Annotated in this window: 11 protein-coding genes; 6 read left to right on the forward strand and 5 right to left on the reverse strand. The window is 63.5% G+C overall.

The genetic code is table 11. The features are described 5' to 3' along the window. The first annotated feature begins 92 nt into the window (after window positions 1-92). A protein-coding gene (locus CDQ92_RS15280; protein ID WP_373289577.1) for an IS3 family transposase occupies window positions 93-1,192 on the forward strand; the annotation gives its coding sequence in 2 pieces (ribosomal slippage) (window positions 93-354 and window positions 354-1,192; 1,101 coding nt in all). Window positions 1,193-1,531: 339 nt separating this feature from the next. On the opposite strand, the gene CDQ92_RS15285 is transcribed toward CDQ92_RS15280, so the two are convergent. Genes CDQ92_RS15285 through CDQ92_RS15295 form a run of 3 tightly spaced genes read right to left on the reverse strand, consistent with a single transcriptional unit; the run spans window position 1,532 to window position 5,587 of the window. Then, window positions 1,532-2,524 carry a tetratricopeptide repeat protein gene (locus CDQ92_RS15285; protein WP_088442179.1) on the reverse strand — a complete coding sequence of 331 codons (993 nt, stop codon included), beginning with the start codon at window positions 2,522-2,524 and terminating at the stop codon, window positions 1,532-1,534. A 37-nt stretch (window positions 2,525-2,561) separates the two neighbouring features. Further along, window positions 2,562-4,136, reverse strand: a complete 1,575-nt coding sequence (gene amaB / locus CDQ92_RS15290) for an L-piperidine-6-carboxylate dehydrogenase (RefSeq protein ID WP_088442180.1) — start codon at window positions 4,134-4,136, stop codon at window positions 2,562-2,564. A gap of 47 nt (window positions 4,137-4,183) precedes the next feature. After that, window positions 4,184-5,587: a metal-dependent hydrolase family protein gene (locus tag CDQ92_RS15295; protein WP_229667014.1), complete on the reverse strand. Its 1,404-nt coding sequence runs from the start codon at window positions 5,585-5,587 to the stop codon at window positions 4,184-4,186. 122 nt (window positions 5,588-5,709) lie between these two features. Here CDQ92_RS15295 and CDQ92_RS15300 point away from each other — a divergent pair, with 122 nt between their 5' ends. From CDQ92_RS15300 to CDQ92_RS15320, 5 genes are all read left to right on the forward strand, one after another. Continuing rightward, complete coding sequence (locus tag CDQ92_RS15300) at window positions 5,710-8,151, forward strand: TonB-dependent receptor plug domain-containing protein (RefSeq protein WP_088442181.1); 2,442 nt, start codon at window positions 5,710-5,712, stop codon at window positions 8,149-8,151. 194 nt (window positions 8,152-8,345) lie between these two features. Next, a complete protein-coding gene (locus CDQ92_RS15305) occupies window positions 8,346-8,969 on the forward strand; it encodes a helix-turn-helix domain-containing protein (RefSeq protein ID WP_088442311.1) in 624 nt (207 codons plus the stop codon). A gap of 154 nt (window positions 8,970-9,123) precedes the next feature. After that, window positions 9,124-10,134: a dipeptidase gene (locus CDQ92_RS15310; RefSeq protein WP_188682222.1), complete on the forward strand. Its 1,011-nt coding sequence runs from the start codon at window positions 9,124-9,126 to the stop codon at window positions 10,132-10,134. Further along, on the forward strand, window positions 10,131-11,078 hold the full coding sequence (locus CDQ92_RS15315) for a tetratricopeptide repeat protein (RefSeq protein ID WP_144035799.1): 948 nt from the start codon (window positions 10,131-10,133) through the stop codon (window positions 11,076-11,078). The genes CDQ92_RS15310 and CDQ92_RS15315 overlap by 4 nt, the downstream gene beginning before the upstream one ends. Window positions 11,079-11,148: 70 nt before the next feature. After that, window positions 11,149-12,186, forward strand: a complete 1,038-nt coding sequence (locus CDQ92_RS15320) for an acyl-CoA dehydrogenase family protein (RefSeq protein ID WP_229667015.1) — start codon at window positions 11,149-11,151, stop codon at window positions 12,184-12,186. Here CDQ92_RS15320 and CDQ92_RS15325 read toward each other — a convergent pair. Together CDQ92_RS15325 and CDQ92_RS15330 are read right to left on the reverse strand one after the other, a co-directional pair. Further along, window positions 12,183-13,313 (reverse strand): acyl-CoA dehydrogenase family protein, encoded by a 1,131-nt coding sequence (locus CDQ92_RS15325; RefSeq protein WP_088442185.1) that lies wholly within the window; start codon window positions 13,311-13,313, stop codon window positions 12,183-12,185. The two genes, CDQ92_RS15320 and CDQ92_RS15325, sit on opposite strands and share 4 nt — an antisense overlap. A 49-nt stretch (window positions 13,314-13,362) precedes the next feature. Continuing rightward, complete coding sequence (locus tag CDQ92_RS15330) at window positions 13,363-14,112, reverse strand: helix-turn-helix transcriptional regulator (RefSeq protein WP_229667016.1); 750 nt, start codon at window positions 14,110-14,112, stop codon at window positions 13,363-13,365. Between the last annotated feature and the right edge of the window lie 60 nt (window positions 14,113-14,172).

A 14,172-nucleotide genomic window follows, 5' to 3' on the forward strand; every position in this document is an offset into this window, starting at 1 on the left:
GTATATCTCAAATGACCTGCACCCGGAATTCTGGACCGTTTCGAGCTGGAAAATTCCAGTTATGATCGGAGGGCCAGAATACGGAGGGTTTGATGAAGAGATCGAAGTTTTCGGAGGCGCAGATTGCTTTCGTGCTCAAGCAGGCGGACGATGGGACGTCGGTCGGCGAGGTGTGTCGCAAGGCCGGGATCAGCGAGGCGACGTACTACAACTGGCGCAAGAAATACGCCGGGTTGATGCCGTCGGAGATGAAGCGTCTGCGGCAGCTCGAGGACGAGAACGCCAAGCTCAAACGTCTGGTGGCGGATCTCAGTCTGGACAAGGCGATGTTGCAGGATGTCGTCTCGCGAAAGCTCTGAGGCCTGATCGGCGACGCGAGCTGGTCGATAATGTCCGCAGTACATGGCAGGTCAGCATCCGCAGGGCCTGCAGCGTGCTCCGGGCGGAACGATCCAGCTACCATTATGTTGGCAAAGGTACCGATCAGGCCGACCTCAAGCAACGGATCAAGGAGATCGCGGAGACGCGGGTACGGTACGGCTATCGCCGTATCCATGTCCTACTGCAACGCGAAGGCTGGGCGATCAACGGCAAGCGGGTTTACCGGCTTTACAGGGAGATGGGTCTGCAACTGCGCAAGAAGGCGCCGAAGCGACGGGTAAAGGCAAAGCTGAGGGAAGGCCGCTGTGCGGCCTCCCGCGTCAATGATGTATGGGCCATGGACTTCGTCCATGACCAGTTGGCGACCGGTCCGAAGCTGCGTGTTCTGACGGTCGTGGACACGTTCAGCCGCTACTCGCCGGCGGTGGTTCCGCGGTTCCGCTTCCGCGCTCCGGATGTGGTGGAAGTGCTGGAACGGGTCTGTGCCGAGGTCGGCTATCCAGCCTCGATCCGGGTTGATCAGGGCAGCGAGTTTATATCCCGCGAGCTGGATCTGTGGGCCTACATGAAAGGAGTGACGCTCGACTTCTCGCGGCCTGGCAAGCCAACGGACAATGCGTTTATCGAGTCCTTCAACGGCAAGTTCCGAGCGGAATGCCTGAACCAGCATTGGTTCATGAGCCTGGATGACGCGGTCCGAAAATGCGAGGCTTGGCGTAGAGACTACAACGAAGTACGACCCCACAGCGCGATCGGCAACAAACCGCCGATATCGCTCATGTTGGCATCAGCGGCACATGGCCCGCCCTGATGCACGCACGCTGGCAGGCCGCCAGCCAAGTGGTCCAGCATCGGGGTGCAGGTCACTTCGTGTCGGACTCTACTCAAAATCGGTCACATTTCAGGGGAGCACGTCATAATGGCTGAAACAATGCTGTCAGTCATAGCGGATCTGAAAAATGCCACGAACCTGAACGGTTCCGCGCTGGGTTAGCGTTGCGCCATTTTAGAAGGCTATCGCAAAACGGTAGTGCTCATCTTCGCTGGTTATGGTGCACCACCTCCAGGCCTCGACGATCGCCACCTTCGCGGCCGCTCCCGCGCGCCAGGGACTACGCGCGCGAACGGCCGCTCTTGGGGGCTAAGCGCGTCAGGGTTGCTGGCCGGGGAACAGCAGCAACCAGTCGGCCTCAGCCTGGACCCGGGCAAAATAACTCCAGCTGTCGACGTTGATCGACCGCTGGAGCCAAGGTTTCGCCTTTTCGGCCTCGCCCATCAGGATGTAATAATTGGCGAGGCTGTAGGCGGTCGATGCGGCGACGCCGTCGGCGGTGGCGAAAGCGCGGCCGGTGTCTTCGGCGCTGAAGAAAGATTTGGGTGACCGATGGCCCTTGAACAGCTGGAGGCCGTCGAAATAGGTGTCCGGGCTGCCGTCGGGTTGCACCTCGAACAGGGTGAGGTCGTAATCGTCGAGCACCTTCTGCGCCGCGCGCAGATTGCCGCCGCGCGCGAGCGACAGATATTCCCAATAGCTGTTCGCGGTGCGCGCTTCGACATCATGGTTGAACGCGGCCGATTCGCTCGATTTGGCGAACCATTTGGCGGCGTTATCGAAATCATGCTTGGCGAAATAGGCCTGGCCGAGGTGGTAATAGAGATAATATTGCACGACGTCGGGGGTGCCGGGGAAATAGTCGGGGCCGGGCTTTTCGCGTTCGAGCGGCTGACCTTCGTAAATCTTCGCGGCCTTCAGGCCGACCTCGACCGACTTGTCGAACTGGCGCAGCGAGAAATGGCGGTGCGCGAGGTGGCGCATCAGCTTGCCCGAATTGGGAAAGCGTTTGAGCGCGGTTTCATAGACCGCGGCCGATTCCCTGACATAGCCCTGATAGAACAGGATGCGCCCGTACCAGGTCGCAGTGTCGACGGTCATGTTGCTTTCGAACGCCGCCTTGGCGTCTTTCGCGGCGCGTTCGAGCGTGGCGACCGCGGCGACGCCGACGTTGCGGTCGGGGTTGGTCACCATCGGCTGGCCGAGCAGCGAGGTGCCCTGGAAGCTGCCTTCCTGCGCGGCTGCGAGCGACGGGGTCGCGAGCATCAGCAGGCTTGCCGACGCCAATAGTTTCAGGGTGCGGGGGATCATATTCACTCTCCTAGGATCTTGTTTCTTGTGCGTAATTTCACGGATCAATGTCGAGGTCGAACTTCACGCCCTGTGCCAGCGGCAGCGACGCCGAGTAATTCACCGTCGCGGTGGCGCGGCGCATGTAATTTTTCCAGCTGTCGGACCCCGACACACGCCCGCCGCCGGTGACCTTTTCACCGCCGAAGGCGCCGCCGATTTCGGCGCCGCTGGTGCCGATGTTGACGTTGACGATGCCGCAGTCGCTGCCCTGCGCCGACTGGAAACGTTCGGCCTCGCGGACGTCGTTGGTGAAGATGCTCGACGACAGGCCTTGCGACACGCCGTTCTGCAGCGCGATCGCTTCGTCGAGGGTGCCATAGCCCATCACATAGAGGATCGGCGCAAAAGTTTCTTCGCACACGATCGCGCTTTGCTGCGGCATTTCGACGATTGCCGGGCGGACATAATAGCCGTCGGCGGCGCCCGTGAGATCGAGGCGCTCGCCGCCGTGTACGGTGCCGCCCTCGCGCCGCGCCTGTTCCAGTGCGCGCTGCATGCCGTCAAAGGCGATCTGGTCGATCAGCGGCCCGACATGTGTGGCATCGTCAAGCGGCGATCCGATCCGCAGGGTGGCGAAAGTTGCGGTCAGGCGCTGGACAAAGGCGTCGCGGATGCTGTGGTGAACGATCAGGCGGCGCAGCGAGGTGCAACGCTGGCCGCAGGTGCCCGTCGCTGCGAACACCGCGCCGCGCAGCGCGAGGTCAAGGTCGGCGCTGGGCGCGATGATCGCGGCGTTGTTGCCGCCGAGTTCGAGGACCGATCGGCCGAACCGCCCGGCGACGCGCACCGCGACATCCTGTCCCATCCGCACGCTGCCCGTCGCGCTGACGATCGCGACGTCGGGGTGATCGGCGATCGCGGTGCCGCAGCGCGCGTCGCCGATCGCGACTTGCACCAAATGATTGGGCGCCAGATCATAATCGTCCGCGGCTTTCGCCAGCAGCCCTGCAAAGGCGAGCGCGGTGAGCGGGGTTTTCTCCGACGGTTTCCAGATCGCGCTGTCGCCGCAGACCAGTGCCACCGTCGTCCCCCACGCCCACACCGCAGCGGGGAAATTGAACGCCGAGATCAGGCCGAGCACGCCCATCGGGTGCCAATATTCGGTCAGGCGATGTTCGGGCCGTTCGGACGCGATGGTCAGCCCGAACAGCTGGCGCGACAGGCCAACGGCATATTCGCAGATGTCGATGACTTCCTGCACTTCGCCGCGCGCTTCGGTCAGGATCTTGCCATTCTCGATCGACAGCAGCAGCGACAGCGCCTCCTTATGCTCGCGCACCTGTGCGCCATAGCGGCGGACCAGTTCGCCGCGATGCGGGGCCGGAACGAGCTTCCAGGCGGCAAAGGCGGTGCGGGCGTTCGCAACCATGGCATCGACGTCGCCGGGGGTATCCATGCGCAGCGCGGCGAGCTGCGATCCGTCGATCGGTGAAAAGACCGTAAGATCGGACCCGAGGCGATCGTCGAAAGAGAGTCCCAGCTGATCAAAGGTCGCTGCGACCTGTGTCGCTAGTGGGGAGGCGGAGAGCGCGGTCGACGGGATTTTCGCAATATTTTCGGGAGCGTTCATATGTCTTTTCTGCCAGTTCTTCGGTTGTTTGTTGCGTTTATTGTGGGTCAGTCGGCGGGTCGGGCGATGATCCGACCGTCCTTGATGACGACGGCGACTTTCTCCAGCACGGTGACGTCGCGATACGGATCGCCCGCGACTGCGATCATGTCGGCATATTTGCCGGGCGCGATCGTGCCGAGATGGTCCGACTGGCCGAGCAGTGCCGCGGCATCGACGGTGGCCGATCGCAGCGCCGCCATCGCGGTCATCGGCCCCTGTTCGACCATCTTGCGAAACTGCCGCGCGTTTTCGCCATGCGGCGACACCCCGGCGTCTGTGCCAAAGGCGATATTCACCTTGTAGCGCACCGCAAGGCGGATATTGTCGCCCGATACCTTGCGCGCTTCGGCCATCTTCGCCTGCACCGCGGGGGTAAGGCGCGCGGTGTCGGAGGTGCCGTGCGAATCGAGCAGGCCGAGCGTCGGCACCAGCCAGGTGCCGCGCGCCGCCATCATCTTTGCGGTGTCGGCGTCGAGATAGGTGCCATGCTCGATTGAATCGACCCCGGCGCGGACCGATGCGGTGACGCCCTGTCCGCCGTGCGCGTGGGCGGCGACCTTGAGGCCCAGGCTGTGCGCGGTGGTGACGATTGCGTTCAGTTCCTCGTCGCTCAAATGCTGGCCCAGGCCGCGCGCCTGCTGCGACATGATGCCGCCGGTCGCGGTGATCTTGATCAGGTCGGCACCATATTTCGCGGCCTCGCGCACGCGCAGCGCGCATTCGACCGCGCCGGTGCATGCGCCGGTATAGTCATAGGGAAACAGCGCCTCGGTGGTCTTGCGGTTGAGCCCCGACATGTCGCCATGGCCGCCGACGATCGAGAGCGAGGTGCCCGACAGAAAGATGCGCGGGCCGGTGATCGTCCCGTCGTTGATCGCATCGCGCAGCGCGTGGATGGCGTAGCCGTCCGACCCGACATCGCGAACCGTCGTGAAACCCGCCTCCAACGTCTTTTTCGCATTGGAAAAGGAAAACAGCGCGACGTCTTCGGGCGTATCGATCGCCGCCGACCAGTTGCGCGTCGCGGGCGAAAAGCTGAAATGGACGTGGGTGTCGATCAGGCCGGGCAACAGGGTCAGGTCTTTGAGGTCGATCACCGGCGCATCGCCAACATCGACATGGCCCGGCAGAAGCTGAGCAATTTTGTCCTTGCGAACGACGATCGTCGTCGGGCCGAGCGCGCGCTCACCGGGAACCGCGATCACCGCGCCGGCATGAATAACAAGGTCTTGCACAGGCGCCGCTGGCTGCGCCGCGGCGGGGCTGGATAGCATCAGGGCAAGCGCCGAAACCCCCAAGGCACCTAGGCGGCGCGGCGACCGATCGCGGGTGGACGGGTTGGCGATGTCGATCACGTAAAGGTTCTCCGGCGATCGGGCCAGTGCGATCAGCCGCAGCCCTTGAGCCACCACATAGGAATATTTTGCTGGCTAGGCAATAAAATTTATGATAGGAAAATTATCAAGAATAAGACGAGGCTCGGAAATTTGCGGTTTTCAGGGTCAATAATGGGTTACCAAGGAGGGAAATAATGTCGAAGTTCGTTTCACGTCTGCTGTTGTCGTCGGCGCTCGCATTCGCGATCACGCCGGTTGCCCAGGCGCAGACGCCGCCGCCCGAAGCCGACGGCGCCGACACCGATGAGGGCGGCAGCGACATCGTTGTCATCGGGACGCGCCGCAAGGACCGCTCGATCACCGACAGCTCGGTCGCCATTGACGTCATTTCGCCGGAAAGCATCACCGCGACCGGCTATTCGGACGTGAACGACGCGCTGCGCACGCTGGTGCCCGCGTTCAATGCGCAGCGCCTGCAGGGCAATGACGGTTCGTCGTTCGTGCGCCCGGTCACGCTGCGCGGCTCGCCCGCCGACCACGTCCTGCTGCTGATGAACGGCAAGCGCCGTCACCGCGCCTCGATCGTCCAGATCGGTACCGGCCACGCCTCGACCTCTGGCTCGCAGGGCCAGGATTTTAACGTCATTCCTCCGATTGCGCTGTCGAGCGTTGAAGTGCTGCGCGACGGTGCATCGGCCCAATATGGTTCGGACGCGATCGCGGGCGTGATCAACATGGAGCTGAAAAAGGCGCGCAGCGGCGGCTCGATCATGGCGCAGGTCGGCGAATATTATCAGTCGGGCGGCCGCACCTATGACATCCAGGGTCATATCGCGGTGCCGGTTGGCGATAACGCCTATTTCAACCTGGCGGCCCAATATACCGACCAGGCCAAGGCTTATGCGCGCAAAGCCAGCCATGCGGGCGCCGTCGCGCTGCGCGCGGCGGGTGTTCCGGGGGTTCCGGAACATCCCGAAGGCAATCTTGATCCGCGCTACATGGCGTTTAAGTCGGTCTGGAATGCGGGCATTGAGCTCAGCGACGCGCTGGAGCTTTATACCTTCGGCAATTACATGACCGGCAAAAGCTCGGTGACTTTCGGTCTGCGTCAGCCGTTTGCTGCGGGCGGGCTGAGCGGTCATGGCACGTATGCCAATTCGGCCTTTGACCTTAGCCCGGCGCACCCACAGCAGTTCAACCTGGCCAGCGTCTATCCGGGTGGCTTCACGCCGGAATTTGGCGGCCATCTCGAAGATTTCAGCGCCCTCGTCGGCCTGCGCGATCAGGACGGCCCGCTGACCTGGGATCTGTCGGCGCGCTATGGCACCAACACCGTTGATTACACCATCAGCGGTACGATCAATGCGTCGATGGGGGTAAATTCGCCGACGTCGTTCAAGCCGGGGTCGCTGACCCAGCGCGAGATCCAGTTTGACGGAGAAATCTCCTATGAACTGAACGACCAGATCCTGTTGTTTGCGGGCGCCAGTCATCGCAAGGAAACCTACGTAATCGGCGAGGGTGACCTCGCCAGTTACCTGACCGGACCGCTGCAGGATCTTCCCGCCGGATCGAACGGCTTTCAGGGCTTTTCGCCGGAATTTGCCGGCAGCTTCGATTCGAACAGCTATGCGGTGTTTGCCGAGGTCGATGCCGACATTACTCCCTGGTGGAACCTGTCGGTTGCCGGACGTTACGAAGATTACGACCAGTTCGGCACGAACTTCAGCTATAAGGCCGCAACCCGGTTCGAGCTGAGCGATGCTTTTGCCTTGCGCGGTTCGGTCAGCACCGGTTTCCGTGCCCCGGCGGCGGGGCAGGTGTTCGGCACCAGCCTGACCTCGCAGCTCGACGGCATCGGCGGTTTCATCCTCGACGCCGTGCTGGTACCGGGCTCGCCCGCGGCGCAGGTGTTCGGTTCGGCCGCGTTGACGCCCGAAACCTCGTTCAACATGTCGGCGGGTGTGGTGTTCACGGGTCTCGACGGTTTCCTGACCACGCTCGATTTCTATCAGATCGAAGTCGACGATCGCCTGTTGCTGACGCCGTCGCGCAATACGACCGCAGCTGAGCGGGCCGCGCTGGCCGCGATCAACTTCCCGAACGGCGCGGACATCGAACAGGTGCGCTATTTCCAGAATGAAATGGACACGCGGGTGCGCGGGTTCGATCTGGTCAGCACCTATCGCCACAGTTGGTCGGACAATGCCTCGACCGACTTCAGCCTGGCAGTGAACTATAATGAACAGCATCTGCGCGGGGCGCCGCCTCCGGGTTTCAGCCCGGCAATCGTCACCGAATTCGAACGCGGCACGCCGCGCTGGCGCGGGAACTTCTCGGCAACAACCAAGGTCGGCGATTTTGCGCTGATGGGCCGCGCGATCCATTATGGCGCCTGGCGCCGTCTGGATGGAGCGACCTTCCTGCCGCGCAAGGCCGTGACGTTGTTCGACGCCGAAATTTCCTACACCGGTATCCAAGACGTGGAACTGAGCGTCGGCGCGCGTAACCTCTTCAACATCTTCCCGCCGGGCCGCGGCCCTGCCCGCGCGCGCGCTGGCCTGATCTACGACAACCACAGCGTGTTCGGTGTGGCCGGCGGCTTCTATTATCTGAACGCCAAATATAAGTTCTGATCCGCGCACTCCGCGAGACACGGACGGTTTCCGGTGGGCAAACGCGGCGCTGACATGGGCGAAATGTCAGCGCCGTAGCCTATCGGAAATTTGTGCATTATAGGATTGTGACGCGGACGGGGCTGCCTGGTTTGACTTGCCATCCCGAATCCGTCGATCTTGCACTGTTTGGCCAAGGTAAGGACCGCCGATATATGCCCCCCAGAACAGCAGATGAGCCGGAAATTCTGGGCGCCGTTCGTCAATCGAAGCGGCCCCGAACCGAAGGTTTCCATCTGGGGCGGCGCCTGCACCAGCTGCGCCGCGAGCGCGGGATGACGCTGGAAGATGCGGGGCGGTTGACCTCGCTCGCCGCATCGACGCTGTCGAAGATCGAAAATGACCAGATGTCGCCGACCTTTGACGTCGTGCAGAAACTGGCGCTGGGGTTCGACATCGACATTACCGAGCTGTTTGCCAGCAACACCGGACAGGACGCCGCGGGGCGGCGCAGCATCACGCTGGCCGGAGCAGGGCGCCCGATGGAAACGCCGGTCTATAATCACCGGCTGATTGCCGTCGAGCTGAAGCACAAGAAGATCCTGCCGTTCGTGACGACGATCAAGGCGCGCAGCCTGGAGGATTTCAAAACCTGGTCGCAGCACAGCGGCGAGGAATTCCTCTATGTGCTCGAAGGCGAGATCTGTTTTCAGACCGAGCATTATGAGCCCGCGATCCTGGGGGTTGGCGACAGCGTCTATATCGACAGCAGCATGCAGCATGCCGCCTATTCGACGAGCGAGCAGGACGCGGTCGTGCTGTGGGTCAACACTGGCTGATCGCACCGATCTGCGCGGCGGGATCGCGTTTTCCGCATCGCTTGCAATAAATTTCTTATCGGCTATAAATTTCCAATAGAAAATATTGGGAGTCGATGCGATGGATAGACGGCAATTTGTGCTTTCGGGGGCGGCACTGTCAGCCGCCGTGGCAATGGCACCCGCTTTGGCGGCGAAGCAGACCGCGCGCCCGCTGACCTTTGACGCGATGGGCGAAGTCCGCTTCGAATATGATGCGGTGCTGGTTGGCCAGATGCGTGATAGCGGGCTCGACGCGATCACGGTGACATTATGCGATCCCAAGACCTACGAAGCCCATGCCTATGAGGACGCGATCCAGGCGGTGCTCGACCATGACGCACATATCGCCGCCAATCCCGCGCTGTTCCTGAAAGCGACGCGCACGAGCGACATCGATGTCGCGCGCCGGAACGGCCAGATCGCCATCTATTATCTGTTCCAGAACACGACCCAGTTCGGGCGCGACCTCGACAATATCGACCTCTTCTACAAGCTGGGCGTCCGTTCGTCGCAGATCACCTATAACGACCAGAATTGGGCGGGCGCCGGGTGCAAGGAATTGGGCGCCAATGGCTTGACCCATTTCGGCCGCGAGGTCGTGGCACGAATGAACAAGGTCGGGATGCTGATCGACCTGTCACATGCGAATATGCAGACGATGTCCCACACGATCAACGCGTCGGCCGATCCGGTGATCATCTCACACACTGCCTGCATGGCGATGCACAAGAATGTCCGCAACACCACCGACGACAATCTGCGGCTGCTGGCGCAGAAGGGCGGGGTGGTCGGCATTTGCCAGATGCGGCCGTTCCTGACGACGAAGCGCCAGGGCGCGCTTGCGGACTATTTCCGTCATATCGACCATGCGGTGAAGGTCGCTGGCGCCGACCATGTCGCGATCGGCAGCGACCGCGACCATCGTGTTGTCGAAATGACCGATGCCTATATCGCCGAGCTGAAGCGCGAAGAGGGTGCCAATTTCAACGCCGACGACTGGCCGCTGTTCATCGACGAACTCAACGGCCCGCGCCGAATGGAAGTGGTGTGGGACGGGGTGCGCAAGCTCGGCTATGCATCGAGTGACGTCGAAAAGATCATGGGGACCAACGTGCGCCGCATCTATCAGGATGTGGTCGGATGACTGCGCGATTGATGGGCGGCGCAGGGATAGTGCTGGCGCTCCTGCTCGCGGCGGCTCCGGCATCGGTGGCGGCGCAGCCTGCCGCTACGAGCGCGGGCCAATGCACGACCAGCCTCATCGGCACCCCGCTGACGCTGCCGAAATTTTCGGAGGCGACGCAAAAGCGGCTCGATCAGGATATCGAGATCGCCCGCGCCGCGCTGCGCATCGCGCCCGACCGCGAGGATTCGCACATCTGGCTGGGACGGCGCCTCGACTATGCCGGACGGATCTGCGATGCGGTCGACGCGTTCTCCGACGGGCTGAAGACCTTTCCGAACAGCTATAAGCTCTACCGCTTTCGCGCCCGCGACCTGACCCGCGCGCGCCAGTTCGATGCGGCGCTGGCCGATTACAGCAAAGCGCTGGAGTTGATGGGCGACACTCCCGACAGCTTCGAACCCGACGGGCTGCCCAATCCGATCGGGCTCACGATCAGCACCTATCGCGGCAACATCGTCTATTATTACGCCCAGACCAGCTTCGCGACCGGCGACTATCAGTCCGTCGTCGACGGGATGGCGAAGTCGCTGGCGCTGGCGGCCGACTTTGCGCGCGACGATATGCGCGTGCCGACCGCCTATTGGACCTATATCGCCTATCGCAAGATGGGCGAACACGCCAAGGCGCGCGCCGCGATCGACGCGATCGAACCGGGGCTGAAACTGATCGAGAACGACATCTATTATCAGGCGGTCCAGATCATGCAGGGGCGGCTGAAGCCCGCCGACGTCGGCGCGACCAAAGACAGCACGATCAAGTTCGCGATCGCGATGGAGCGCCGCTTTGCGAGCGACGAAGCGGGCGCGAAGGCGCTGCTGGCCGAGATCATTGCCGAAAATGCGCAGGGTCATTGGCCGTCGGAAGCCGAGTTGGCTGCGCCGGACCGATTGCCGAGGCGATAGAGGACCCTGCCACGCCAATCAGCTAGACCCTGTCGGCCGGATGCCGCATCACGTTAGCGGGAGATCCGACGTGACCTATGCCACCGCCGCCCTCGACCTGCCGCTAGGCGACGAGCAGCAAATGCTGCGCGACAGCGTGCAGCGTTACCTTGCCGACAATGTGCGACCGGGCTGGCGTGATCTGGTCGAATCGCTCGGGCTGGCGGGGGTCGCAGTTCCCGAAGCGCACGGCGGTTTTGGCGGCGGCGCGATCGACATTGCGGTGGTCATGGCCGAGCTGGGACCGGCGCTGGCAGGGGCCGACTGGCTGTCGCATACCGCGGCGACGATGCTGCTCGCGCGGGTGGTGCCCGATCATGCGGCGCTGCCCGGCCTCGCAACCGGCGATCAGCGCGTGGCGATGATCTGCTCGGCATCGACTGCGACAATGCCGATCGTCGAGGCAGGCGGGACGGTGCGCGGCACCGCGGCGCTGGTCGCAGGCGGCGCCGAGGCCGACCTGTTCGTGCTTGCCGATAAGGATGCCGTGCTGCTTTTCGCGGCAGATCGCGACAAGGTCGAGCAACGCCACCGCGTCATGCACGACGGCAGCGTGACCGCCGATCTGAGCTTGACGTTGAAGGCGGGCGAAGGGAACGTGGTAGCGACGGGCGCCGAAGCGCGCGCGCTGGCCGAATGGGTCAATGATGTGATCCTCGTCGGCCGCTGGGCTGAGGCGGTCGGGCTGATCCGCCGCATGATCGCCGCCAGCACCGACTATCTCGGTCAGCGCCAGCAGTTCGGCCGCGCTATCGTTACCTTCCAGGCGCTCCGCCATCGCGCCGCCGATATGCAGCTGGCCGCGATGAAGGCCGCGGCGCTGACCGAAGCGGCGATATTGGCGGTCGATCAGGATCGCGCCGACCGCACCGCCACGGTGAGCGCCGCCTGCGTCGAGGTTGCCGACGCGATTCGTATCGTCGGCGAGGGCGCAGTCCAGATCCACGGCGCGATGGGATTGACCGAGGAGCTCAGCCTCGGCGGCCATTTCAAGCGCGCACTGGCGATTGCCGCGGCGTTGGGGCCGCGCGCCGAGCATCTGGCGCGGTTTGCCGAAGTGGCAGCTTAACCCAGCATCAGCCGCGCGATCAGGTCGCGCTGGATCTCGTTCGATCCCGCATAAATGCTCGCCGCGCGGTCATTGAGGTAGCGTGGCACCGCAACCGCCAGCTCGGCGGGCGCCTGCCCAGCGGCGTCGGCCCAGGCCGCATGGCCAGCGATGTCGCACGCCAGCGTGTCGATCCTTTGCGCGCTTTCGGTGCCGAGGATCTTGAGCGCCGAGGCGTAGAGCGCGGCGCTGCCGCCGACTCCGCGCATCGCCTTGAGCTCAAGCGCCTGCAACGCCTGCAAACCGATCGCCTCGCGGTCGAGCTGCGCGCGCAGCACCGGATCGGCGATCGGTTGCGCACGCAACCGGGCAAGGCGTGCCATCAGACCGGGCGCATATTTGCCGCCGCGCTCAAAGGTCAGCAGATGCTTGGCGACCGACCGGCCTTCATTTTCGCCGCCCAGCCGGTTCGCCTGCGGGACACGCACTTCATCGAAAAAGACTTGGTTGAATTCATGATCGCCCGCCAGGGTGCGGATCGGTTCGACGGTGATCCCCGGGATTGACATGTCGAGCAGCAGGAAACTGATCCCTGCCTGCGGCTTGCCTTCACTCGAGGTGCGGACGAGCGCGAACATGCGGTTCGCGAAATGCGCGTGGGTGGTCCAGATTTTCGACCCGTTCAGCACATAGTCGTTGCCGTCAGGGACCGCGCGCAATTGCAGTGCAGCAAGGTCGGACCCCGCGCCCGGCTCCGAAAACCCCTGGCACCAATAATCCTCGCCTGACAGGATGCGCGGCAGATAATGGGCGCGCTGCTCGGCGCTGCCATAATGCATGATCACCGGGGCGACCATTTTCAGCCCCATCGGCGCAAGGTTCGGTGCCCCGGCGCGCGCGGATTCGGCGGCGAAGATATAGCGTTCGATCTCGCTCCAACCCGGGCCGCCGAACTCGGCGGGCCAGTCGGGTGCGGCCCAGCCGCGCGCGTGCAAAATGGACTGCCAGGGCAGCGAGACAGCGGGGTCCATGAACACGCTGGTCGCGCGACTGGCGGCGCGGCGCAAGTCGTCGGGCAGCGCGGTGGCAAGAATGGCGCGAACCTCGTCGCGAAAGGCCATCAGGGCGGGATCGGTCAGAATGTCCATGACCTCGCCTTGTACGCCGCGCGATCAGCAGGCCAAGCTGGCACCTGCATCAGGCCGCCCGCGCGCCGACGAAGCCGAGCCCTGCGGCGATCTGGATCGATTGCGCCCGCCCGGTCGCGCCCAGCTTGGCCGCGGCGTTGCGCAGGTGAAAGCGCACCGTCGATACCGACAGCGTCAGGATGATGCCGATCTCGCCATCGGTCTTGCCCGCCGCGGCCCAGCGCAGACATTGCACCTCGCGCCGAGTCAGCGTCTGCGGCACCGTGGCATTGCGCGGCCGCCCGCGCGCTTCGTTGTGCGTCGCGACCAGCTTGAGCGCGAGATTGTGGAGATCACCGGCATGGCGGTCAAACAGCGCCGCAACCCCGACGGGTTCGCGCGAGCACCAGAAGACCGCGCCGACCAGCCCGCGCGGCAGATGCACCGGCGCGATGATGGCCTCACCGAAATTCGAGGTATTCTTGGCCTGCTCGCAATCGACCGCGTCTAGCAATTGCGTCGCGCGCCACGACCGCAACTCGCCGTCGCTATAATAAAAGGGCTCCGCGGTCAGCCGCGCCGCGGTCAGAAAAGCGATGTGCAGCGCCAGCTTGCGGTCGCGCCAATAGGCATGGTCGGGATCGATCCAGCGAAAGCTGGTCTCGGCATAAGGCCGTCCATGCGCGTCGCTCATCGGTTCGGGGTCGCCAAGATCGGCTTGCGCCGCGATGAAGGGCAGCCCGATTGCGTCGCCCGCCGCCTGCACCGCGGCAATCAGCGCGGGCATCGCAGCCCAGCTTTGCGACGTGGGGCCGGTCAAACATCCCTCCGACATGATCGGCCGGGAACGCATCCGGCGCGATCATGCTGGCACAGCCGA

Origin of the sequence: Sphingopyxis bauzanensis (assembly GCF_002205675.1) — a bacterium.
In the GTDB taxonomy this organism is placed as follows: Bacteria; Pseudomonadota; Alphaproteobacteria; order Sphingomonadales; family Sphingomonadaceae; genus Sphingopyxis; species Sphingopyxis bauzanensis.

Coding starts and splice junctions, on each gene's coding strand:
- CDQ92_RS15285 (WP_088442179.1), bottom strand. CDS start 2,524: ATGATCCCCCGCACCCTGAAACTATTGGCGTCGGCAAGCCTGCTGATG.
- amaB (WP_088442180.1), bottom strand. CDS start 4,136: ATGAACGCTCCCGAAAATATTGCGAAAATCCCGTCGACCGCGCTCTCC.
- CDQ92_RS15300 (WP_088442181.1), top strand. CDS start 5,710: ATGTCGAAGTTCGTTTCACGTCTGCTGTTGTCGTCGGCGCTCGCATTC.
- CDQ92_RS15305 (WP_088442311.1), top strand. CDS start 8,346: ATGCCCCCCAGAACAGCAGATGAGCCGGAAATTCTGGGCGCCGTTCGT.
- CDQ92_RS15310 (WP_188682222.1), top strand. CDS start 9,124: ATGGCACCCGCTTTGGCGGCGAAGCAGACCGCGCGCCCGCTGACCTTT.
- CDQ92_RS15315 (WP_144035799.1), top strand. CDS start 10,131: ATGACTGCGCGATTGATGGGCGGCGCAGGGATAGTGCTGGCGCTCCTG.
- CDQ92_RS15325 (WP_088442185.1), bottom strand. CDS start 13,313: ATGGACATTCTGACCGATCCCGCCCTGATGGCCTTTCGCGACGAGGTT.